13 protein-coding genes and 1 pseudogene are annotated in these 21,420 nt (G+C 72.5%); 5 read left to right on the top strand and 9 right to left on the bottom strand.

Annotated features, from left to right (window positions below; all coding sequences use genetic code 11):
• The first annotated feature begins 178 nt into the window (after positions 1 to 178).
• The 3 genes from MicB006_RS20320 to MicB006_RS20310 all read left to right on the top strand — a co-directional run bounded on the left by MicB006_RS20320 (position 179) and on the right by MicB006_RS20310 (position 4,201).
• Positions 179 to 1,867: a methylmalonyl-CoA mutase gene (locus tag MicB006_RS20320; protein WP_116508215.1), complete on the top strand. Its 1,689-nt coding sequence runs from the start codon at positions 179 to 181 to the stop codon at positions 1,865 to 1,867.
• Between the two features lie 179 nt (positions 1,868 to 2,046).
• Positions 2,047 to 2,964 (top strand): tetratricopeptide repeat protein, encoded by a 918-nt coding sequence (locus tag MicB006_RS20315; protein ID WP_073830562.1) that lies wholly within the window; start codon positions 2,047 to 2,049, stop codon positions 2,962 to 2,964.
• A gap of 58 nt (positions 2,965 to 3,022) precedes the next feature.
• Positions 3,023 to 4,201 carry an arginase family protein gene (locus tag MicB006_RS20310; RefSeq protein WP_116508213.1) on the top strand — a complete coding sequence of 393 codons (1,179 nt, stop codon included), beginning with the start codon at positions 3,023 to 3,025 and terminating at the stop codon, positions 4,199 to 4,201.
• A 10-nt stretch (positions 4,202 to 4,211) separates the two neighbouring features.
• On the opposite strand, the gene MicB006_RS20305 is transcribed toward MicB006_RS20310, so the two are convergent.
• A complete protein-coding gene (locus MicB006_RS20305; protein WP_116508211.1) occupies positions 4,212 to 6,179 on the bottom strand; it encodes a penicillin-binding transpeptidase domain-containing protein in 1,968 nt (655 codons plus the stop codon).
• 288 nt (positions 6,180 to 6,467) lie between these two features.
• Between MicB006_RS20305 and MicB006_RS20300 the strand changes: the two genes are divergently transcribed.
• A complete protein-coding gene (locus tag MicB006_RS20300) occupies positions 6,468 to 11,537 on the top strand; it encodes an NAD-glutamate dehydrogenase (protein WP_116508209.1) in 5,070 nt (1,689 codons plus the stop codon).
• Positions 11,538 to 11,601: 64 nt separating this feature from the next.
• Here the strand turns inward: MicB006_RS20300 and MicB006_RS20295 are convergent, their stop codons facing one another.
• The 3 genes from MicB006_RS20295 to MicB006_RS31840 all read right to left on the bottom strand — a co-directional run bounded on the left by MicB006_RS20295 (position 11,602) and on the right by MicB006_RS31840 (position 14,145).
• Entirely contained in the window at positions 11,602 to 12,492 is an 891-nt protein-coding gene (locus MicB006_RS20295) for a class F sortase (protein WP_192900110.1), read from the bottom strand.
• On the bottom strand, positions 12,479 to 13,816 hold the full coding sequence (locus tag MicB006_RS20290) for a hypothetical protein (protein ID WP_116508207.1): 1,338 nt from the start codon (positions 13,814 to 13,816) through the stop codon (positions 12,479 to 12,481). The genes MicB006_RS20295 and MicB006_RS20290 overlap by 14 nt, the downstream gene beginning before the upstream one ends.
• A gap of 191 nt (positions 13,817 to 14,007) precedes the next feature.
• Positions 14,008 to 14,145 carry a hypothetical protein gene (locus MicB006_RS31840; protein WP_161565935.1) on the bottom strand — a complete coding sequence of 46 codons (138 nt, stop codon included), beginning with the start codon at positions 14,143 to 14,145 and terminating at the stop codon, positions 14,008 to 14,010.
• A 788-nt stretch (positions 14,146 to 14,933) separates the two neighbouring features.
• On the opposite strand from MicB006_RS31840, the gene MicB006_RS20285 reads away from it, so the two are divergent.
• Positions 14,934 to 16,742: a glycoside hydrolase family 6 protein gene (locus tag MicB006_RS20285; protein ID WP_116508205.1), complete on the top strand. Its 1,809-nt coding sequence runs from the start codon at positions 14,934 to 14,936 to the stop codon at positions 16,740 to 16,742.
• 106 nt (positions 16,743 to 16,848) lie between these two features.
• On the opposite strand, the gene MicB006_RS20280 is transcribed toward MicB006_RS20285, so the two are convergent.
• From MicB006_RS20280 to MicB006_RS20260, 5 genes and pseudogenes are all read right to left on the bottom strand, one after another.
• Positions 16,849 to 17,232, bottom strand: a complete 384-nt coding sequence (locus tag MicB006_RS20280) for a hypothetical protein (RefSeq protein ID WP_073830568.1) — start codon at positions 17,230 to 17,232, stop codon at positions 16,849 to 16,851.
• 70 nt (positions 17,233 to 17,302) lie between these two features.
• The gene (locus tag MicB006_RS20275) at positions 17,303 to 17,626 is read right to left on the bottom strand and encodes a hypothetical protein (RefSeq protein ID WP_116508203.1); all 324 of its coding nucleotides are present in this window, start codon (positions 17,624 to 17,626) and stop codon (positions 17,303 to 17,305) included.
• 17 nt (positions 17,627 to 17,643) lie between these two features.
• Positions 17,644 to 19,301 (bottom strand): annotated as a pseudogene (locus tag MicB006_RS20270) (sodium:solute symporter family protein).
• A 135-nt stretch (positions 19,302 to 19,436) separates the two neighbouring features.
• Positions 19,437 to 20,519 (bottom strand): hypothetical protein, encoded by a 1,083-nt coding sequence (locus MicB006_RS20265; protein ID WP_116508201.1) that lies wholly within the window; start codon positions 20,517 to 20,519, stop codon positions 19,437 to 19,439.
• Between the two features lie 13 nt (positions 20,520 to 20,532).
• A complete protein-coding gene (locus tag MicB006_RS20260) occupies positions 20,533 to 21,141 on the bottom strand; it encodes a hypothetical protein (RefSeq protein ID WP_073830573.1) in 609 nt (202 codons plus the stop codon).
• Positions 21,142 to 21,420 lie beyond the last annotated feature (279 nt).

Raw genomic sequence — 21,420 nt, 5'->3', positions numbered from 1 at the left:
TCCGGCGGCAAGCCGTCCGGCACGTGAGACAGGGCCCTGACCTGCGGATCGACGATCGTGGTGGGGCTTCGCGCCGGGCCCCGCAGGGTTACCGACCGGTACGCATGCACTTAAGGATCGTTCAGGATCTCGCTCTACACTCGGGCTTGGGACGACGACTTGAGAAGGAGCTCCGCGCATGGACGCTGACGAGATCGCCGCCGGTCGGGCCCGCTGGCAGGCCCGCTACGACGCCGCCCGCAAGCGCGACGCGGACTTCACCACGCTGTCCGGCATGAGCGTCGACCCGGTGTACGGCCCGCCGGAGGGCACGGCGTACCCGGGCTTCGACCGGATCGGCTGGCCGGGCGAGTTCCCGTACACCCGGGGCCTGCACCCGACCGGCTACCGCGGGCGGACCTGGACCATCCGGCAGTTCGCCGGCTTCGGCAACGCCCGGCAGACCAACGAGCGGTACAAGATGATCCTCGGCGCAGGCGGCGGCGGGCTCTCCGTCGCCTTCGACATGCCGACGCTGATGGGCCGCGACTCGGACGACCCGCAGTCGCTCGGCGAGGTCGGCCACTGCGGCGTCGCCGTCGACTCGGCCGCCGACATGGAGGTGCTGTTCGACGGCATCGACCTGGCCGGCGTGACCACCTCGATGACCATCTCCGGGCCGGCCGTGCCGGTCTTCTGCATGTACCTGGTCGCCGCAGAACGGCAGGGCGCGGACCTGTCCACGCTGGACGGAACACTCCAGACGGACATCTTCAAGGAGTACATCGCGCAGAAGGAGTGGCTGTTCGACCCCGAGCCGCACCTGCGCCTCATCGGCGACCTGATGGAGTACTGCGCCCGGGAGATCCCCCGGTACAAGCCCTTGTCGGTCTCCGGCTACCACATCCGCGAGGCCGGCTCGACCGCCGCGCAGGAGCTGGCGTACACGCTGGCCGACGGATTCGGGTACGTCGAGCTGGGCCTGTCGCGCGGGCTGGACGTGAACACGTTCGCCCCGGGCCTGAGCTTCTTCTTCGACTCCCATGTGGACTTCTTCGAGGAGATCGCCAAGTTCCGCGCCGCCCGCCGCATCTGGGCCCGCTGGCTGCGCGACGTCTACGGCGCCACCAGCGAGAAGGCCCAGTGGCTGCGGTTCCACACGCAGACCGCCGGGGTGTCGCTCACCGCGCAGCAGCCGGTCAACAACGTGGTGCGTACCGCCGTGGAGGCCCTGGCCGCGGTGCTCGGCGGCACCAACTCGCTGCACACGAACGCCCTCGACGAGACGCTCGCCCTGCCCACCGACGAGTCGGCCGAGATCGCCCTGCGTACCCAGCAGGTGCTGATGGAGGAGACCGGCGTGACGAACGTGGCCGACCCGCTCGGCGGCGCCTGGTACGTCGAGGCGCTCACCGACCGGATCGAGGCCGAGGCGGAGGAGATCTTCGCCCGGATCAAGCAGCTCGGCGGCGAGGGCCCGCACACCATCGGCCCGATGACCTCCGGCATCCTGCGCGGCATCGAGGACGGCTGGTTCACCGGGCACATCGCCGAGTCCGCGTTCGTCTACCAGCAGGCGCTGGAGAAGGGCGACAAGAAGATCGTCGGCGTCAACTGCCACACCGGCACGGTGGCCAAGGACCTGGAGATCCTGCGCATCTCGCACGAGGTGGAGCTGGAGCAGCGCCGGGTGCTCGCCGAGCGCAAGTCGGCCCGCGACGACGCCGCCGTCACCGCCGCCGTGGCGCGGATGGTCGAGGTCGCCCGCAGCGGCGAGAACATGATCCCCGCCATGCTCGACGCCGTCCGCGCCGAGGCCACCCTCGGCGAGATCTGCGACGCCCTCCGCGCCGAGTGGGGCGTCTACCGAGAGCCCGCCCGCTTCTGACCCCCGCTTTGTAAGGAAGGGCCCCTTGTTAACAGCAGCTGTTAACAAGGGGCCCTTCCTATACCGGAGGCGTTAATAAGGGGCCCTTCCTTACGGGCGGGCTGAGCTGGGGGAGAGTGGTGACTGTCGCCGTCGCGGCTGGTCGGAGATCCGTGGGGTACGTGCGAGACTAGACAACCATGAGCGACCCACGGATCACCTCGTCGATCTTCACCCGCGGCGCGGTCGACCTCAGCGCGCTGCGCACCCCCGCACCTGCCGACACCTCCACCGCCACACCGTCTCCGGGCGGCACACCCGCCGGGCTGCCGGGCAGCCCCGCCGGCTCCGCCGCCGTGATCGACGTGACCGAGGCGAACATCCAGTCCGAGGTGCTCGAACGCTCGCTCACCACACCGGTTGTGGTCTTCTTCGGCGCCGCCGGCTACCCGGAGAGCGACCAGTTCGCCCCGGTGCTGGAGAAGCTGGCCGCCGAGGGCGGCGGAGCGTGGCTGCTGGCCCGGGTCGACGTGCAGCAGCAGCCGCGGCTCGCACAGATGTTCCAGCTCCAGGCGCTGCCCACCACGTACGCCATCGTTGGCGGCCGCCCGATCGACGCCTTCCCCGGACCGGTGCCGGAGTCGCAGTTGCGACAGTGGCTCCAGGCCGTGCTCAAGGCCGGTGGCGTCACGGTGGCCGAGCCGGAGGACCCGCGTCTCGACGCCGCCGACGACGCGCTGATGAGCGGCGACCTCGACGCCGCCGAGGCGGCGTACCGGAAGATCCTGGCCGAGTCCCCGGCCGACGCGGCGGCGGAGGCGGGCCTGGCGCAGGTCGGGCTGGCCCGCCGGGTCTCCGGCGCGGACCCGCAGGCGGCGCTGGACGCCGCGGCCGCCGCCCCGGACGACGTGGACGCCCAGCTGCTGGCCGCCGACATCGAGGTGCTCAGCGGCCTCGCCGACCAGGCGTACAAGCGGCTCGTCGGCCTTGTGCGGCGCACCGCCGGGGACGACCGGGACCGGGTACGCCAGCACCTGCTCGGCCTGTTCACCATCGCCGGCCCGGACGACCCCGCCGTGGCGTCCGCCCGACGCGCCCTGGCCAGCGCGCTGTTCTGAGTCAACCCGCGCGGGCCGGCGCACCGCCGGCCCGCCCGACCTCCGAGGACGGGAGCCCATGATGCGCCGGATCGCCGTCCTCGACGCGCCGACGAACCTCGGACTGCGCCCGCCCACCGCCAGCTCCGTGCCCGGGTGCGGCAAGGCGCCGGGCGCGCTGCGCGACCACGGCCTGCTCGCCCGGCTGCGCGCCCGCGACGCCGGCTGCCTGACCCCGCCCCGGTACGACCCGGGGGACTGGCGGCCCGGCGACGGCGTCTGCCACGCGCCGGAGATCTCCGCGTACTCGCTGGCGCTCGCCGACCGGATCGGCGCGATCATCGACCGGGGCGAGTTCCCGCTGGTGCTCGGCGGGGACTGCTCGGTGCTGCTCGGCTCCGGGCTGGCCATGCACCGTCTCGGCGAGGCGGTCGGCGGGCGGATCGGCCTGGTCTTCGTCGACGGCCACTCCGACTTCCGGCACCCCGGCAACGCCTCCTACGTCGGCGCGGCCGCCGGGGAGGACCTGGCGCTGGTCACCGGGCGGGGGCAGCCCGACCTGGCCGCCATCGAGGGCCGGCGGCCCTACTTCCGGGACATCGACGTGGTGGTGCTCGGCATCCGCGCGCAGGACGAGTACCGCCTCGACCTGCAGGCCGCCGGCATCACCACCCGGCCGGTGCCGGCGCTGCGCGCCGAGGGCGCCGCCCGTACCGCCCAGTGGGCGCACGAGCAGCTCGTCGACTGCGCCGGCTACTGGGTGCACATCGACGTCGACGTGCTCGACCCGGCGGTGATGCCCGCCGTGGACGCGCCCGACCCCGGTGGCATCGCCTTCGCCGAGCTGGAGATCCTGCTGGCCGGGCTGGTCGACACCCCGCACTGCCTCGGCGTCGAGCTGACCGTCTTCGACCCCGACTACGACCCGGACGGGGCGTACGCGGCCGAGATCGTCAACACGGTGGTGGCCGGGCTCGCCCCGGTCGTCGCGCCGGGAGCGGTGCCGCCCCGGCTGCTGCCGGCCGGGCCGGTCGCGCCCGCGCCCCGGGCCGCGGACAGCCGACCGGCGCCCGAGCCGCTGCCCGCCCCGGCAGCAGTACCGGCCCCGGCGGTGGCGGTGGAGCCGATCGGCCCCGACCCGACCTCCGACGGCGCCGTCGACGACCTCGGCACCGACCCGCTGGGGCCCGGCCTGCTGCGCCGGGCGCCCGCCGGAGACGAGCCGGACCCGGCCCGCTCCGGCATCGACATCGCCTGACCGGTACGCCTCAGCTCGCGGCCAGGCCGCGCAGGAACTTCTCGGCGATCGGCGCCGCCACCTTGGAACCCGCCCCGCCCTGCTCGACGAAGACGGCGAAGGCCACGTCACCCTGCCACCCGACGAACCAGGCGTGCGTGTTCGCCGGGTTGTTGTCGTACTCCGCGGTGCCGGTCTTGCCGTGCACCGGCTCGCCCGGCACGTCGGCCAGCGCGCTGCCGCTGCCCGAGGTGACCACCCCGCGCATCATCGACTTCAGCGCCGCCACCGACTCCGGCTTGAGCGCCTCGCCAGCCGGCGCGGCCTTGGCCGGCGCCGGGTCGAGCAGCAGCTTGGGCTGCTCGAACTTGCCCCGGGCCACTGCTGCGGTGGCGCTCGCCATGGCCAGCGGGCTCACCAGCGTGGTGCCCTGGCCGATCGCGGCGGCGGCCTGCTCGGTGGCCGAGCCGTTGGCGGAGACCTTGCCGGTGAACGCGTCCGCGCCGAGATCCCACGCGGCCTCCAGGCCGAGCGTACGGCCGGCCTGCGCCAGCCCGTCCGGGCCGAGCTTCGGCGCCAGCGCCACGAACGCGGTGTTGCAGGACTTGGCGAAGTCGGTGGCGAACGGCACCGCGCCCAGCTCGAAATTGTCCGAGTTCTTGAAGCTGCGGCCCTCGACCGTCGCCGCCTTCGGGCAGTTCACAGTGGTCTGCGGGGTCACCGCGCCCCGGTCGAGCAGGCCGAGCGCGCTGACCATCTTGAATGTCGAGCCGGGCGGAACCTGGGCGGTGAAGGCGAGGTTCTCGCCGGCCGGCCCGGGACCGTTCGCGGCGGCCAGCACGGCGCCGTCGCTGATCCGCAGCGCCACCAGCGCGGAGCGGCGGGTCTGCCCACGCAGCGCGGCGTCGGCCGCGTTCTGGGTGGCCACGTCGATGGTGGTCTTCACCGGCTGACCGGGCTTCGGGTCGTTGCGGAACAGTTCCGTGCCGGTCGGCTCCACCTTGCCCTCCGGCGTGGTCCGCTCGGTGATCACGGTGACGCCGGTGACGCCGCGCAGCCGCTCGTCGTACCGCCCCTGGAGGCCGCCGTGGCCGACCAGGTCGCCGCGCGCGTACCGCTCGGGGTGGGCCTGGAGGTCGTCGGCGGTGGCCTGGTCGACGGAGCCGAGCAGCGCCCGGGCGAACTCGCGGGTCGGCGCCAGCAGGAGCTGCTCCGACTCGAACCGGGTGCCGGGCAGCTCGTAGATGCGCGGCTTGATCTGCCGGTACGCCTCGTCGCGAAGCGTCACCACATCGACGCGCGCGTCCGGTTTGGCCTCCTTGAGTCGCTTGGGCAGGTCGCCGAGGTCGACCGGCGGGCTGAGCGCGGGGCGGATCGCCTTGAACGCGGTGTCCAGCTTCCGGATCAGGCCCGGGACGTCGTCGATCTCGCCGGGGACGACCTGGACCCGGACCACCGGGCGCGGCGCGACGATCGGCTGGCCGGCGGCGTCCAGCACACCGGCGCGCTGGGCGGGCTCCCGCCGCAGCGCGATCCGGTCGCCGTCCTCCAGCTTCTCGTGCACCACAGCCGGTTCCCAGATCACCTGCCACTGGTCGTCGCCGCCGCGCTTGAGGCGTACCGGATTCTCGTAGGCCCAGCGGGCGCCGCCGGGCAGCGCCCAGCTCACCTTGACCCGGGCGGTGGCGACGTCGCCCTTGGTGGTGATCTCGCCGGTCCGGCTCAGCTCCGGCGGGTTGGCGGCCAGCTCACCGGCGAGCGCCTGGAGCTGCTTGGCCACCTCGCCGGCCGGCACCCGCCCGCCGGTCGGCTGGATGAAGCCGACGGCCTGCAGGTCGCCGGAGCGCCAGCCGCCGAGGAACGCCTCGACGGCCGTTTCCGGGCCGTCGTCCCCGGAGCATCCGGTCAGCGCGCCCGCTGTGACCAGGACGGCGGCCAGCCCTGCGAGAAGGCGACGGCGGGTGTGGCGACGGGGGCGGACGGGGTACGACACGGGCATGAAGCAGTCCCTCCGGTGCTCAACTGCCCTGCACGCTAGTACGGCCCGGCGCTCGCCACCGCCCCGCCACGGCCTCCGGCAGCGCGGAAAGCCCTCTGTGGCAGTGTGATGAACATCGCCAGTCGGGGTACTCCGCGGGCGGCCGACCACGGACCCGCAACGGGTGAAAGGACAGAGTCCCGATCCGGACGTCCGGCCAGTGGTCCGCCGCGGGAGGTACCGCGCGGTAGGGCCTAGGCTGGGCGGCAGAGTGACCCACAGTGCGGTGGGTCGAGGGGAGTGGCACCGATGGACCGGCGTCCGGCGATCAAACCGGGACCCGACCTCCGGCAGGCTGACACCGGCCGGGACGACGACGACAGCTTCGATTCGGCGACCGACGGGGACGGTTTCAGCCGTCTCGACACAGGAGTGACCGGGATGACCGGTTCCAGCATCGACACCCTCTACGACCTGGGCCTGCCGACGCAGGCGCTGGGTGACGAGTCGGAGGACGCCGAGCTGGACGAGCCCGTTCCCAACGCGGAGCGGCTGGTCGCCCAGGCGGTCGCGCTCGCCGGCGACGACCACGACGCGGCGACACTCGTCGACCGCTTCTGGCGGTTCGCGCCGGACGAGGAGCTGATCGGCTTCACGGCCGAGGAGATGCTGGAGGCGGCCCGGGCGCACCGGGACCTGGCCCAGCAGCGCGTTCCGGGCGAGCTGAAGCTGCGCATCCACGAGCCGGACGCCGAGCAGCACCACACGGTCGTCGAGATCGTCACGGACGACATGCCGTTCCTGGTCGACTCGGTGACCGCCCTGCTGAACTCCCGTCACCTCGACGTGCACCTGCTGGTGCACCCGCTGGTCGTGGTGCGGCGCGAGCCGCTCGGCCGGCTCACCGAGGTCTCCGCGGACGTGGAGCCGGACGACGCCATCGCCGGTGACCTGGTCGAGAGCTGGATGCGGATCGAGATCGACCCGATCCGTGACCCGGCCGAACGGGAGGCGCTGCGCCGCGAGTTGCAGCGGGTGCTCACCGATGTGCGCGAGGCGGTCGAGGACTGGCCCAAGATGCGGCAGCGGGCGCTCGCCCTCGCCGACGAGCTGGCCGCCGCCCGGACGTCGGACAATCGCCCGCCGGTGCCGGAGAAGGACATCACCGACTCGGTGGAGCTGCTCCGCTGGCTCGCGCACGACCACTTCACGTTCCTCGGCTACCGGGAGTACCGCCTGGTCGACACCGACGGCGCGCGCGGCGGCGGGCAGGCCCTGGAGGCGGTGCTCGGCACCGGGCTGGGCATTCTGCGCTCCGACTCGCCGGAGGCCCGGTCGCTGAACTCGATGACGCCCGAGGCGCACGAGAAGGTGCTGGAGAAGCGCCTGCTCATCATCACCAAGGCCAACTCGCGTGCCACTGTGCACCGGTCGGCCTACCTCGACTACATCGGCTTCAAGATCTTCAACGAGGCCGGTGAGGTGGTCGGGGAGCGGCGTTTCCTCGGCCTGTTCTCCACCGCCGCGTACCGGACCAGCGTGCAGGAGCTGCCGGTGGTCCGGCGCAAGGTCGCCGAGGTGCTGGACCGCTCGGGCCTGAGCCTGCGCAGCCACTCCGGCAAGGACCTGTTGCAGATCCTGGAGACGTACCCGCGCGACGAGCTGTTCCAGATCAAGACCGACGACCTGTACCACGCGGTGATCGGCGTACTGCGGATGGCGGGCCGCCGGCAACTGCGGGTGTTCCTGCGCCGGGACGCGTACGGGCGGTTCATCTCGTGCCTGATCTACCTGCCGCGGGACCGGTTCACCACGCAGAACCGGCTGCGCATGCAGGACATCCTGCTGCGCGAGCTGAACGGCGTCGGCGTCGACTACACCACGCGGGTGACCGAGTCGATGCTGGCCCGGGTGCACTTCATCGTGCGTACCGACCCGAACAACCCGCCCGGTGAGATCGACGCCGACCTGCTCGCCGAGGAGCTGGCCGACGCGACCCGCCTCTGGGACGACGACTACCGGCTGGTGCTGGAGCGCAAGCTCGGCGACGAGCAGGCCAAGCACCTGTTCGCCCGGTACGCCGACGCGTTCCCGGAGGGCTACAAGGACGGGCACACGCCGTACGAGGCGATGAAGGACCTGGCGAAGCTGGAGCTGCTGGAGGAGCCCGGCCAGCTGGAGATGCACCTGTTCCGCAAGCAGGCGCCGCCGCGTCCGTACGCGGGCCGCGCCGCCGACGCCGACGAGGCGATGGACGTGCGGTTCAAGGTCTACCGGTACGGCGAGCCGATGATGCTCTCCGCCGTGCTGCCGGTGCTGCACTCGCTCGGCGTGAAGGTGGTCGACGAGCACCCGTACGAGGTGGAGCGCGTCGACGGCCGGATCTGGCTCTACGACTTCGGTCTGGAGCTGCCCGAGCGGCACCAGGACCTGGCCGAGGTGCGCCCGCACGTGGAGAACGCCTTCGCCGCCGCCTGGCGGGGCGAGGCCGAGGTGGACGGCTTCAACGAGCTGGTGCTGCGCGCCGGACTCACCTGGCGGCAGGTCGTCGTGCTGCGCGCGTACGCGAAGTACCTGCGGCAGGCCGGCACCGTGTTCTCCCAGGAGTACATGGAGCAGACGTTCATCGCCTACCCGCAGATCGCGGAACTGCTGGTGAAGCTGTTCGAGACCCGGTTCGCCCCGGGCGCGACCACGCTGGACGAGCGCCGGCAGCGCAGCGGTGAGCTGGTCGACGCGATCGGCGAGGCGCTGGACGAGGTGGCCAGCCTCGACCAGGACCGCATCCTGCGGGCGTACCTGACGCTGATCCAGGCCACGCTGCGCACCAGCTTCTACCAGAAGCCGGTGGGCGGGCGGCCCAAGGCGTACGTGGCGTTCAAGCTGGACCCGCAGGCCATCCCGGACCTGCCGGCGCCGCGACCCAAGTTCGAGATCTTCGTCTACTCGCCCCGGTTCGAGGGCGTGCACCTGCGGTACGGGCCGGTGGCCCGCGGCGGCCTGCGCTGGTCCGACCGGCGCGAGGACTTCCGGACCGAGGTGCTCGGCCTGGTCAAGGCGCAGATGGTCAAGAACGCCGTGATCGTGCCGGTCGGCGCCAAGGGCGGCTTCGTGCTCAAGCAGAAGCCGGGCGACCGGGACGAGGCGGTGGCCTGCTACAAGGAGTTCATCTCCGCGCTGCTGGACGTCACCGACAACATCGTCAGCGGCGAGATCGTGCCGCCCGAGGACGTGGTCCGGCACGACGGCGACGACCCGTACCTGGTGGTGGCCGCCGACAAGGGCACGGCGACGTTCTCCGACATCGCCAACGAGATCTCCGAGGCGCACAGCTTCTGGCTCGGCGACGCGTTCGCCTCCGGTGGCTCGGCCGGCTACGACCACAAGAAGATGGGCATCACCGCCCGGGGCGCCTGGGAGTCGGTGAAGCGGCACTTCCGGGAGCTGGGACACGACACCCAGACGCAGGACTTCACGGTGGTCGGCGTCGGCGACATGTCCGGCGACGTGTTCGGCAACGGGATGCTGCTGTCGAAGCACATCCGGCTGGTGGCCGCGTTCGACCACCGGCACATCTTCCTCGACCCGGACCCGGACTCGGCCCGTTCCTTCCAGGAACGCAAGCGGCTGTTCGACCTGCCCCGCTCGTCGTGGGAGGACTACGACAGCGAGCTGATCTCCGAAGGCGGCGGCGTGCACCCGCGTACCGCCAAGTCGGTGCCGATCACGCCGCAGGTCCGCGCGGTGCTCGGGCTCGACGAGGACGTCACGCAGCTCAGCCCGCAGGAGCTGATGAAGGCGATCCTCACCGCGCCGGTCGACCTGTTCTGGAACGGCGGCATCGGCACCTACGTCAAGGCGTCCAGCCAGACCAACGCCGAGGTCGGCGACAAGTCGAACGACGCCATCCGGGTGGACGGCAAGAGCCTGCGCTGCCGGGTGGTCGGCGAGGGCGGCAACCTGGGCTTCACCCAGCAGGGCCGGATCGAGTACGCAGCGACCGGCGGCCGCATCTACACCGACTTCATCGACAACGCGGCCGGGGTGGACTGCTCCGACCACGAGGTCAACATCAAGATCCTGCTCAACACGGCGGTGGCCGACGGGGAGCTGGACCGGCCGGAGCGCGACGAGCTGCTGGCCCGGATGACCGACGAGGTCGCCGAGCTGGTGCTGCGGGACAACTACGACCAGGCGCGGGCGCTCAACAACGCCCAGGCCCAGGCAGCCTCGCTGCTCCCCGTGCACCGGCGGATGATCAACGACCTGGAGCGGTCCGGCGCGCTGAACCGGGCGCTGGAGGCGCTGCCGTCGGACGAGGAACTGGCGGTCCGCACCGAGACCGGGCTGACCCCGCCGGAGTTCGCGGTGGTGCTCGCGTACGTCAAGATCGTGCTGGAGCGCGAGATCGTCGGCGAGGGCCTGGCGGACGAGGAGTGGACGACCGACATCCTGGTCAACTACTTCCCGACGCCGCTGCGGCAGCGTTTCGCCGACCGGATGGGCCGGCACCGGCTGCGCCGGGACATCGTCACCACGGTCCTGGTCAACGAGGCCATCAACCGGGGCGGCATCTCGTTCGTGTTCCGGGTGGTCGAGGAGACGGCCGCCTCCGCGGCGGACGTGCTCCGGGCGTACGTGGTGGTCCGCGAGGTGTTCGGACTGCGTGACCTCTGGGACGCGGTCGAGGCGCTGGACAACAAGGTCTCGCCCGAGTTGCAGACCGCCGTCTACCTGGACACCCGGCGGCTGCTCGACCGCGCGGTGCGCTGGCTGGTCACCAACCGCCGCTCGCCGATCGACGTGCCGGCGGAGATCGCCCGGCTGCGCGACGGTGTGGCCCGGCTCCTGCCGGACCTGGAAAACAGGTTCTGGGGCACCGAGCGGGAGGCCATCGCGGCGCACATCGAGTCGCTCGTCGACCGAGGGCTGCCGCGTGACCTGGCCGAGCAGGCGACCCGCCTGATGTACAGCTTCGGTCTGCTCGACATCGTCGAGACGGCACAGGCGACCGGGCGGGACGTGGGCGAGGTGGCCTCGGTCTACTTCGTGCTCTCCGACCGGTTCCGGGTGGACGCGCTGCTGTCGAAGATCTCCCTGCTGCCGCGCGAGGACCGGTGGCAGACGCTGGCCCGGATGGCGCTGCGCTACGACCTGTACGCCGCGCTGGCCGCGCTCACCGCCGAGGTGCTCGGCTCCACCCCGGACGACGTGCCACCGGTGGAGCGGGTGCAGGAATGGGAGCAGGCGAACGCCACCTCGATCCACCGGGCGCACCGGGCGATGGGGGAGTTCGACGAGTCCCGCGCCGACCTGTCCGCGCTGTCGGTGCTGCTGCGCCAGATCCGTACCCTGGTCCGGACCTCGGCGGCGGCCTGACCGTTCAACCGAGCGTGGCCCGGTGGTCGGGGAACCGACCACCGGGCCACGGCCGTCTCCGCCCTCACCCGGTCCTCGGGGCGTAGACAACGATGTTGTTCAGGTAGCTTCCGGCCGTCCGGTCGAACACCCCGCCGCAGGTCACCACGCGCAGGGCGGGCACGGCCGACGGGCCGTAGACCTGCGCGGCGGGAAAGGCGGTCTTCGGGTACGACCCGACCTCGCGCACCGTGAACGTGGCGGCCCTGCCGTCCTGCCGGGTGACCACTATCGTGTCGCCGGGCACCAGCGCGCCGAGGTTGAAGAACACCGCCGGGCCGAGCTGGGCGGAGTCGACGTGGCCCACGATCACCGCGTTGCCGGCCTCGCCCGGACTGGCGCCGGGGGAGTACCAGCCGGCCTTCATGGCCTGGTCCAGCGGGGGCACCTGGACCGTGCCGTCCGGATTCGTGCCGAGCGACATGATCTCGGCCTGCACCCCGATGCGGGGGATCGAGATGGTCGTCGGCGCGGACCGGGGCAGCGGGGCGGGGCCGGCCACGGCCGGGGTGCCCTGGCCGGAGGGCGTCGGCCCGTTGCCGCCCGGCACCGGTTGCCCGGCGGCGCCCGGTGCGGGTTGTGCGGCGGTGGCCGGCGCTGATCCGCCTCCGGCGGCCGATGTCTGTTGCCCTTCGGCGCCCGGGACGGCCTGCCCTGTCACGTCGGACGTGGGCTCCCCTCCGGCGTCCGGGTCGGCGTAGGCGCCGTCCGGATCGGTCAGCGGGCCGGTCGCGACCGGACCCGCCTGCCCGAGCGGCTGCGGCGGGGTGGGCGACGACGGGACGGTCCGGACGGACGCGCCGACCAAACCCGCTCCCACCATGGCGAGCAGGACGACGACGGCCGCGCCGACGGCACGCCACGGTCTCCCGTGACGGCCGCCGGCCCGGGTCGTCGTCCGGTCAGACCAGCTCACCGGCCCGCCGCCGACGCAGCAGCACCAGGCCGCCCAGCGCCGCGGCGCCGATCATGCCCGCCCCACCGGTGGCGAGGTTGCGGTCCACACCGGTGCTCGCCATGCCACCGTCACCGCCGTCGACCCCGCCGCGCGGCAGGACCACCAGCTCACCCTCGCCGCAGGAGCCCTTCAGCTCGTACCGGCCCGGCCGGGCGTCGTGCGAGACGGTGGCCTCGCCGTAGTAGACGAAGTCCTTCCCGTGCTCCCAGCCGTCCTTGCCGTAGTCGCCCTTGTCGTCCTTGCCGTAGTCGCGCTCGGCGTCCTTGCCGTAGTCGCTCTTGTCGTCCTGCCAGGCGCCTCCGCTCGCCTGCCAGCCGTCCTTGCCGTCCTGCCAGTCGTCCTTGCCGTCCTGCCAGGAGCTGTGCTCGTCCTTGCCGTCCTTGCCGTCCTTGCCGTCCTTGCCGTCCTTGCCATCCTTGCCCTTGTCGTCCGGCCGGCCGCCACGGTCGTCCTTGCCGTGCTCGTCCTTGGCGTCCTTGCCGTACCGGTCCTTGCCGTCGGGGCCGTGCGCGTCCCTGGTCCAGTCCGGCGCGCCCGGCTTCTCCTTCTCCCAGCCCGGCTCGGCGTCCTGGCCGTACTCGTCGTGCCCCTGCCAGTCGCCCGGGTCGACGGCCGTGCCGGCGCCCTGGCCACCCGGCTGCGGCTGCCCGCCCGGCTGGCCGGCCGGCGGCTGAGGCTGGTTCGCCGGAGGCTGCGGCATGCCGTCCCCGCCGGGCCCGTTCCCGCCGGGCCCGTTGCCACCTGGGGCGTTCCCGCCCGGGCCGTGTCCGTCCCCGCCCGGCTCACCGCGGCCGTCCGGACCCTTGCCCTGCTCGTCCTTGCCGTCCGGGCCCTTGCCGTGGTCGTCCTTGCCGTGCTCGTCCTTGCCGTCCGGGCCCTTGCTGTGCTCGTCCTTGCCGTGCTCGTCCTTGCCGTCCGGGCCCTTGCTGTGCTCGTCCTTGCCGTCCGGGCCCTTGTCGTCCCAGCCCCAGTCCTCGTCGCCGCCCCAGTCGCCGCCGCGGTCGGCCCAGTCGCCGTGCTCGCCGTCACGGGCCGGGTGCAGGTCGACCTTGCCGGTCACCTTCGACCAGACCGTGGCGTGCTTCTGCGGCTCCGAGCAGATCGCGAGCAGTTCGACGGTGTCCCCGGCCTTCACCACGTGCGGCTTGGTGATGACCTTGCCCTCGTCGTGCCCGCCCGCGAAGGCCAATCCCGGGGTGAACACGAGAAGGCCGGCGCCGCCAAGGGCAGCGCCCGCGACCACCTTCCCGAGCATCTTCTTAGCCATGACCAGCGTCTCCATCCCTGTTTCGTCCTGAGCCCGACGTCAGTCGAGCTAAGGCCGACGTTAGACCTTTTCGCGACTTATCCGGGGAAAGATTCGCTTTTAGGAGTTTGTCGAGGTCAGGCGCCGTCCGCGCTGTCCCCGACGCCACGCGCCGATCGGCCCGCTTTGGCGACCCCGTGACGCGGATCCCGCTCGTGCGGTTCCCGTCATCCCCTTTCCCTGCCGCTGCCGCTGCCGCTGCCGCTGCCGCTGCCGCTGCCGCTGCCGCCGATCCGCCCGTCCCGTTCCGGACGGTCGGAGGCGGAGCGCGCCTCCGCCGGTGGGTGGAACGTCATGGGTGTCATCGGGCCGTTTTGGCACCCATGGCGTTCCACCCAGGTCGGGCGGTCCGCCGCCCGGCGTGAGGGTGGGCGCGGCGAGGTGGGGTGTGCCCGCGGGAGCGGTCGCCGGCGAGCCCGGCCTGGGCCGGGTGCCGCCGCGCTGGTGCCGGCCGCGGTCCGGCGTCGCCCCGCGGACGGGGGGTCGTAGGTGGATGAGGACGAGCGCGGCGGGCCGACGGCGCACCGGTGGATGGGGCGAACGCGGCGGGTCGATGGTGCACCGGTGGGTGGATTGAGTGCGGCGGGCCGGCTGGTGAGGCGCGCGGTGGGTGGGTTGAGTGCGGCGGGCCGGCTGTGCGGCGGGCCGGCTGGTGAGGCGCGCGGTGCGTGGGGTGAGTGCGGCGGGCGGGCTGGTGGGGCGTACCGGCTGGTGGGGCGCGCCGGTTGGTGGGCGGGGCCCGGGCGGGCGGTGGGCGCGGCGGTTGGTGGGGCGGGCTCGGGGCGAGCGGTAGGGTGGGCCCGAGGCGCATCGAGGCATTGCCATGGAAGCGCTCCCATGCAAGAATCGCTGCACGCGGTTCGGGGAGCCACACCGCGAGCTCAGGCGTCGAGGGCAGCCGGTTCACCGGCCGACGTCCGGCTCCATCGGCCGGTCCTGCGGACCGGTCGGCACCACCACCCCCAACGCCCGTCCGGGTCGGGCGTCCCCCGAAGTAACCCGTGGCGCGCACGGTCGTTCCCGCAGGGCGACCGCAGCCGCCATTTGCGCCGGGCCGTACGCGGATCCGGTCTCGCCCAAGGAGATCAGTGGCATGAATCTGTGGAGAAGGCTGTCCGGCCGGAACCGGGCGCTCGCGCTGACCAGCGCCGGCGTCCTGGTAGCCGGTGGACTGGTGACCCTCCCGGTCACCGCGGCGCAGGCCGCCACCCAGTGCAGCGTGACCTATACGACCAGCGACTGGCCCGGTGGATTCACCGGCAACGTGACCATCAGGAACATCGGTGACGCGCTCACCTCGTGGAGCCTCGGCTTCACCTTCCCGAACAGCTCGCAGCGGGTGGTGAACGGCTGGTCCGCGCGGTGGTCCCAGAGCGGCCAGAACGTCACCGCGCAGAACGAGTCGTACAACGGGGCGCTCGCCAGCGGCGCCAGCACCACCATCGGCTTCAACGGCTCCTGGAGCGGCAGCAACCCCAAGCCGACCGAGTTCACGCTCAACGGCACGGTCTGCAACGGCGGCACGCCGACCACCAGCACCCCGCCGACGAGCACGCCGCCCACCAGCACCCCGCCGACCAGCACGCCGCCCACGAGCACGCCGCCGACGTCGACCCCGCCGACGTCGCAGCCGCCGCCCGGGCAGCGGGTCGACAACCCGTACGCCGGGGTGACGGGGTACGTGAACCCCGAGTGGAAGGCCAAGGCCGAGTCGGTGTCCGGCGGCAACCGGGTGTCGAACAACCCGACCGCGGTCTGGCTCGACCGGATCGCCGCCATCAACGGCACGCCGGACAGCAGCTCCAACGGCGCGATGGGCGTCCGTGAACACCTGGACGCCGCGCTCGCCCAGGGCGCCGGCTACATCCAGTTCGTCATCTACAACCTGCCCGGCCGCGACTGCTCGGCGCTCGCCTCCAACGGTGAGCTGGGCCCGGACGAGCTGCCCCGCTACAAGTCCGAGTACATCGACCCGATCGCCGCGATCCAGGGCGACACGAAGTACCGGAACCTGCGCATCGTCAACATCATCGAGATCGACTCGCTGCCCAACCTGGTGACCAACACCTCGGGCAACGCGGGCGGCACCGTCATGTGTGACACGGTGAAGGCCAACGGCGCGTACGTGAACGGTGTCGGCTACGCCCTGGCGAAGCTGGGCGCGATCGGCAACGTCTACAACTACATCGACGCCGCCCACCACGGCTGGATCGGCTGGGACAGCAACTTCGGCCCGGTCGCCGACCAGCTCAAGGCCGCCGCCGTGGCATCCGGCAGCACCGTCGCCAACGTGCAGGGCTTCATCGTCAACACGGCGAACTACTCCGCCCTCAAGGAGCCGTACGTCAAGATCACCGACACGGTGAACGGCCAGACCGTCCGGCAGTCCAAGTGGGCAGACTGGAACCAGTACCTCGACGAGCTGTCGTTCGCCCAGGCGTTCCGGCAGAAGCTGGTCTCGATCGGCTTCGACAGCAACATCGGCATGCTGATCGACACCTCCCGCAACGGTTGGGGCGGCTCCGCCCGGCCGACCGGCCCCGGCCCGTCGACCAGCGTGGACGCCTACGTCGACGGCGGCCGGGTCGACCGGCGCTTCCACACCGGCAACTGGTGCAACCAGGCCGGCGCGGGTCTCGGCGAGCGGCCGCGGGCCAACCCGGAGACCGGGATCGACGCCTACGTCTGGGTGAAGCCCCCGGGTGAGTCGGACGGCTCCAGCAAGGAGATCCCGAACAACGAGGGCAAGGGCTTCGACCGGATGTGCGACCCGACGTACACCGGTAACGCCCGCAACGGCAACAACATGTCCGGCGCCCTGCCGGACGCGCCGAGCTCCGGCGCGTGGTTCGCCGCCCAGTTCCAGCAGCTGATGCAGAACGCGTACCCGCCGCTCTCCTGAGGCGCTGCCGTACCACCCGCGGCGGCGGGAGTGAGGCACCGCCCGCGCGGGTTCCCCGGGCCCCTGGTCGACGCCCACGTCGGCCAGGGGCCCCCGGGCGTCCGGGTCAGGGAACCGTGCGCTCGATCGCGGCCCGGCCCAGCTCGTGCAGGTCGCGGCGGGCCCGTTCCAGGTTCTCCGGCGTCATGTCCTGGCCCCGGGCCATCACCAGGTCCTCCGGCTCCCAGGGCTGCTCGGCGCCGGTACGGATGCCGTCCGGGGCCGCGCCCGTTCCGGTGCCGGTCGCGCCGGTCCCGGCCGCGTACGGGTCACCGATGATGTTCGGCGAACCGGTGTCGGGCACCGCGCCGTCGGGCTCGGTGAAGGTGGGGTTGTCCGGGTCGGTGCCGCCGGCGCGCAACTGGGGCACCGTGCTGTCGTCGTCCACCGCAGCGGCCACCTCGGGGGTCTCCTCGAGCGGCCGCTCGCCACCGCGGTCACGATCGGTCATGCTGCTGCCCTCCTGTCCCTTTCGCCTGATCCCCTGGGCGTACCCGGTGCGGGCCGCGCCATGCGGACGGTCAGGCATCGTCGCGTCGCGGCTCCGGCGTCTCGGTCGGGCGCAGCCGCTGCCAGAGCAGCATCAGCAGGCCGAAGGTCAGCATCGCCGCGCCGGCCCACAGGTTGATCCGTAGGCCCTGCGCCTTCTCGATCTCGGCGGACGTGTCGAAGAGCCCCATCAGGCCGACGATCAGCCCGTACGCGACGAACAGACCGCCGATCACCCGGCGGATGTCGAACAGCCGGGCCGCCGCCGAGCGGGCCTCCCGGGCGTCCTCGGTCTCGTCGACGAGCGGGTCGTGCGCCTCGCCGCCCTGGTAGTTGCGGTCCGCGTCGTCTGTCATGGCGTGCGTCCCCTCCTCTAGAAGACCGGGATGTAGAACAGGGCGGCGAGGACCACGGCGACGACGCCGAGCAGCACCGGGGAGCGGTACCAGGCGGTGTCGCCGGCCAGCGAGTCGTCGGCGAGCGTGGTGTCGCTGAGGCCGTACACCAGCCCGGTCAGCTGGTCGTCGGTCTTCGGCCGGGTCAGCGGCGTGACGATCGCGGCCACCACGGCGACGGTGGCGAAGGCCAGGCCCGCGCCCCAGAAGCTCTCCTCCAGGTCCGAGTTGAAGCTGATCACGCCGCCCTTGTAGAGCAGGTAGGTGGCGGTCGCCACGACCGTGCCGGACAGCAGCGACCAGAAGCCGGCCAGCGGGGTCATCCGCCGCCAGAACATGCCGATGATGAAGGTGCCGAAGAGTGGGGCGTTGAAGACCGAGAAGAGCGCCTGGATGTAGTTCATGATGTTGCTGAACCCGGCGGCGATGAACGCGGTGCCGATACCGATCACCACCGCGCCCACGGTGGCGATCCGGCCCACCTTCACTAGTGCTCGTCCGACTCGTTCCGCCGGAAGTACGCCTGCCAGATGTCGTACGTGAAGACGGTGTTGAACCCGCTGACGTTGGCCGCCATGCCCGCCATGAACGAGGCCACCAGGCCGGTGACCGCGATGCCGAGCACGCCGTTGGGCAGCAGGTCGCGCATGAGCAGCGGGATCGCGTTGTTGTAGACCAGGTCGCCCTCGTCGGCGCCCAGCCCTTTGACGGTGACCAGGGCGATCAGGCCGGGGATCACGGTGACCGCGGGGATGAGCAGCTTCGGGTACGCGGCGATGATCGGCGTACGCCGCGCGGCGCTCATGTTGCGGGCGGACAGGGCGCGCTGCACCTCGGCGAAGTTGGTGGTCCAGTAGCCGAAGGAGAGCACGAAGCCGAGGCCGAACACGATGCCCAGCCAGTGCGCGCCGAGCGGGTTGTCGGTGCTGCCGGTGCCTTCCCAGGCGTGCAGGCCGGCCTCGCCGAGCTTGGAGTCGCGGACGGCGTCCATCAGGCCGCTCACGCCGCCGACCTTGACCAGGCCGATCACCGTGATCGGCACCAGACCGGCGATGATCACGAAGAACTGGAGCACCTCGTTGTAGATGGCGCCGGAGAGGCCGCCGACGGTGATGTACGCCAGCACGATCACCGCGCCGACGACGATCGCGAACCAGAGCGGCCAGCCGAGCAGCGCCTGCATGATCAGGGCCAGCGCGTAGAGGTTCACGCCCGCGATGAGCACCTGCGCGACCGCGAAGCTGATCGCGTTGAGCAGGTGGGTGGGGCGGTTGAAGCGCAGCCGCAGGTATTCGGGGACGCTGCGGACCTTGGAGCCGTAGTAGAACGGCATCATCACGATGCCGAGGAAGACCATCGCCGGCACGGCGCCGATCCAGTAGTAGTGGACCGTCATGATGCCGTACTGGGCGCCGTTGGCGGCCATGCCGATGATCTCCAGCGCGCCCAGGTTCGCCGAGACGAACGCCAGGCCGGTGACCCAGGCGGGAAGCGAGCGGCCGGAGAGGAAGAAGTCCACGCTGGTACGGATCGCGCGCCGGGCGGCGAAACCGACGCCGAGCACCGTGACGAAGTAGAGCCCGAGGATCAGGTAGTCCACCGCGTTCATGTCCAGACGCAGGCCGCCGCCACCCATGCCCGTGCTCCCCTCGTGTGCACTGCTGCCCGCACGTACCCCGATTGCGAAGTTTCATGCCTGCTGTTCGGTCCGGGCGCGACTGAGCCCCGGCCGGGTCGCCGGCCGGGGCTCAGTGGGGTTCAGCGGCGGGCCTCAGCGCCCCAGGACGCGGTCCAGGAAGTCGCGGTAGCCGCGCACGGCGACGCGGAGCTGCTCGGTGTCGGTGGAGCCGGACTCCTGCCAGGCGCCGAGCCGGGTGCGCTGCTCGCGCAGGGCGGTGGAGAGCGCCTCGATCGCCTCCTCGACCAGCGACTCGGCCTCGCCGACAGCGGCGCGCGGGTCGTCCACGAAGCGCAGCTGCACGTCGCGCCAGCGGTCCCGGAAGCCCTGCGCCGCCTCCGGCGCGAACAGCGTCGCGGCGTCGGCCGGTACCGTGCCCGGCGTGGGCCGGTCCGCCCCGCCCAGGGTCGTGCCGGCCGCTGCCGCGCCGGCCGCCGCCGCGGTGGCGGTGTCCGGGTCGACGCGGTCGTGGTGCCGGCCGGCGTCCTCGTCGGTCGCGGCGACCGGCTCGGCGTCGGGGTCGACCAGACCCGGTTCGGCGCTGCCGTACCCGACCGCGCCGTCGGCCGCCGCGTCGCCCCGGACGACACCGTCGGCCGCCGCGTCGTCCCGGTCCGCGTCGTCGGCGTCGGAGTGCTCGGCGTCCCAACGGTCCCGGTCGTGCAGGCGGTCCCCGGCCGTCGGGTCGGCCCGCTCGTCGTCCAGCGCGTCGGTCCGGCCCGGCGCGCCGTCGCCCGGCACGGCCGTGTCCTCGTCGCGGGCGTCGCGCTCGTCCTGCGGACGGGCGCTGGCCAGCGCCGACGCGGCGACCGCGTCGCCCACCGTGGCCGCGCCGAACGCCGTCGGCAGCGGCGCCGGCTCGTGGAACGGGGGACGCCCGTCGTCGTCGCGCCCGTCGTCGGTACGGTCGCCCGCGTCGCTCAGCTCGCCCGCGTCGTACGCGCGGGTCTCGTCGATCTCGTCGTCGCGCCGATCGTCGGCTCCCGGCTCGCGGCGATCGTCGGCGACGGCCGGGTCGTCGAAGGTGCCCCGGTCGTCGAGCACGTCCTCGGGCACGTCGGCCCGGTCGGCGTCGTGCCGACCGTCGGCGTGGTCGCCCGGCTGCGGCACCGGTACCGGCGCGGACCGGACGGCCTCGGGGTGGTCCTGCGTGACCTGCTGCTCTTCCTGGCGCATGGCGGCGGCCTCCTCAGCGGCTCGTGACGTCGTGGTCGTGGTCGGGGTGGCGCTGCTCCGGCTGCTCCGGCTGCTGCGTGGACGCGGGCACCGGGTCCTCACCGAGCAGGTCGGCGAAGAGGGCCCGGTAGTGCACGAGCGCCTGCCGGAGGTCCTCGGTGCCGGCCTCACCGCGCTCGTTGCGCTGCCGGATCTCGTGGGCGTCGCGGTAGTGGGTGAGGGTACGGGCGTGCTCGACGGAGAGGTGGGCGATCTGGTCCGAGAAGTCCCCGGTGGGGTATCCGCGCTCGGCGATCAGGCGGCTGACCAACTCGTCCGCCTCGCCGACGGTCTCGGCGGGCGAGTCGACGAAGCGCACCTGGAGTTCCTCCCAGGCGGCGGCGTAGCGGGCCCGCGACTCCGGGCTCAGCGGGGTTAGCTCCAGTTCGGCGTGCCGGCGCTCGCGCTCACGCAGCTCACGTTCGGCTGCGCTGCGGCTGTCCTGCTCGGCGACGACCCGGTCGTACTCCGGGCCGAAGCGCTCCCGCAGCGCGCGCCGCCGGCTGGCGACCACGGCGACCGCGGCGAGCGCGGCGATGACGAGGACGACGATGACTATGACGACTACCTGGGTGGACGACATGGCTCCTCCTTCGCACGCTGGTATTCCCTCGTGCGGGTGATCGCCAATCCCGTTGCGCGGCACTTTCCGCCCCGGTCGGGAAAAAGGCGCGGTGTCGCGGTCGCCGTCCGGTGCCGGTCCGGTGTCCGACTGAGCCCGTCGTGCCCGTCTCGGACCGTAGCGAGAGCCGAGACGGCCGGTAGTGCATCCGCCCCGGATTACGTATCCTGCCCAAGGCGTCCGGGCCGGGGCCCGGCGTCGTGGCCGGCGAAACGGCGGCCGCTGCCGGCGCCACCGAGC

The organism is Micromonospora sp. B006 (genome assembly GCF_003408515.1).
GTDB classification, from domain to species: domain Bacteria; phylum Actinomycetota; class Actinomycetes; order Mycobacteriales; family Micromonosporaceae; genus Micromonospora; species Micromonospora echinospora_A.
The sequence above is the reverse complement of the archived record's forward strand: the minus strand, read 5'-3'. Positions and strand labels throughout refer to the sequence as shown.

Coding starts and splice junctions, on each gene's coding strand:
- MicB006_RS20320 (WP_116508215.1), top strand. CDS start 179: ATGGACGCTGACGAGATCGCCGCCGGTCGGGCCCGCTGGCAGGCCCGC.
- MicB006_RS20315 (WP_073830562.1), top strand. CDS start 2,047: ATGAGCGACCCACGGATCACCTCGTCGATCTTCACCCGCGGCGCGGTC.
- MicB006_RS20310 (WP_116508213.1), top strand. CDS start 3,023: ATGATGCGCCGGATCGCCGTCCTCGACGCGCCGACGAACCTCGGACTG.
- MicB006_RS20305 (WP_116508211.1), bottom strand. CDS start 6,179: ATGCCCGTGTCGTACCCCGTCCGCCCCCGTCGCCACACCCGCCGTCGC.
- MicB006_RS20300 (WP_116508209.1), top strand. CDS start 6,468: ATGGACCGGCGTCCGGCGATCAAACCGGGACCCGACCTCCGGCAGGCT.
- MicB006_RS20290 (WP_116508207.1), bottom strand. CDS start 13,816: ATGGAGACGCTGGTCATGGCTAAGAAGATGCTCGGGAAGGTGGTCGCG.
- MicB006_RS31840 (WP_161565935.1), bottom strand. CDS start 14,145: ATGACACCCATGACGTTCCACCCACCGGCGGAGGCGCGCTCCGCCTCC.
- MicB006_RS20285 (WP_116508205.1), top strand. CDS start 14,934: ATGAATCTGTGGAGAAGGCTGTCCGGCCGGAACCGGGCGCTCGCGCTG.
- MicB006_RS20280 (WP_073830568.1), bottom strand. CDS start 17,232: ATGACCGATCGTGACCGCGGTGGCGAGCGGCCGCTCGAGGAGACCCCC.
- MicB006_RS20275 (WP_116508203.1), bottom strand. CDS start 17,626: ATGACAGACGACGCGGACCGCAACTACCAGGGCGGCGAGGCGCACGAC.
- MicB006_RS20265 (WP_116508201.1), bottom strand. CDS start 20,519: ATGCGCCAGGAAGAGCAGCAGGTCACGCAGGACCACCCCGAGGCCGTC.
- MicB006_RS20260 (WP_073830573.1), bottom strand. CDS start 21,141: ATGTCGTCCACCCAGGTAGTCGTCATAGTCATCGTCGTCCTCGTCATC.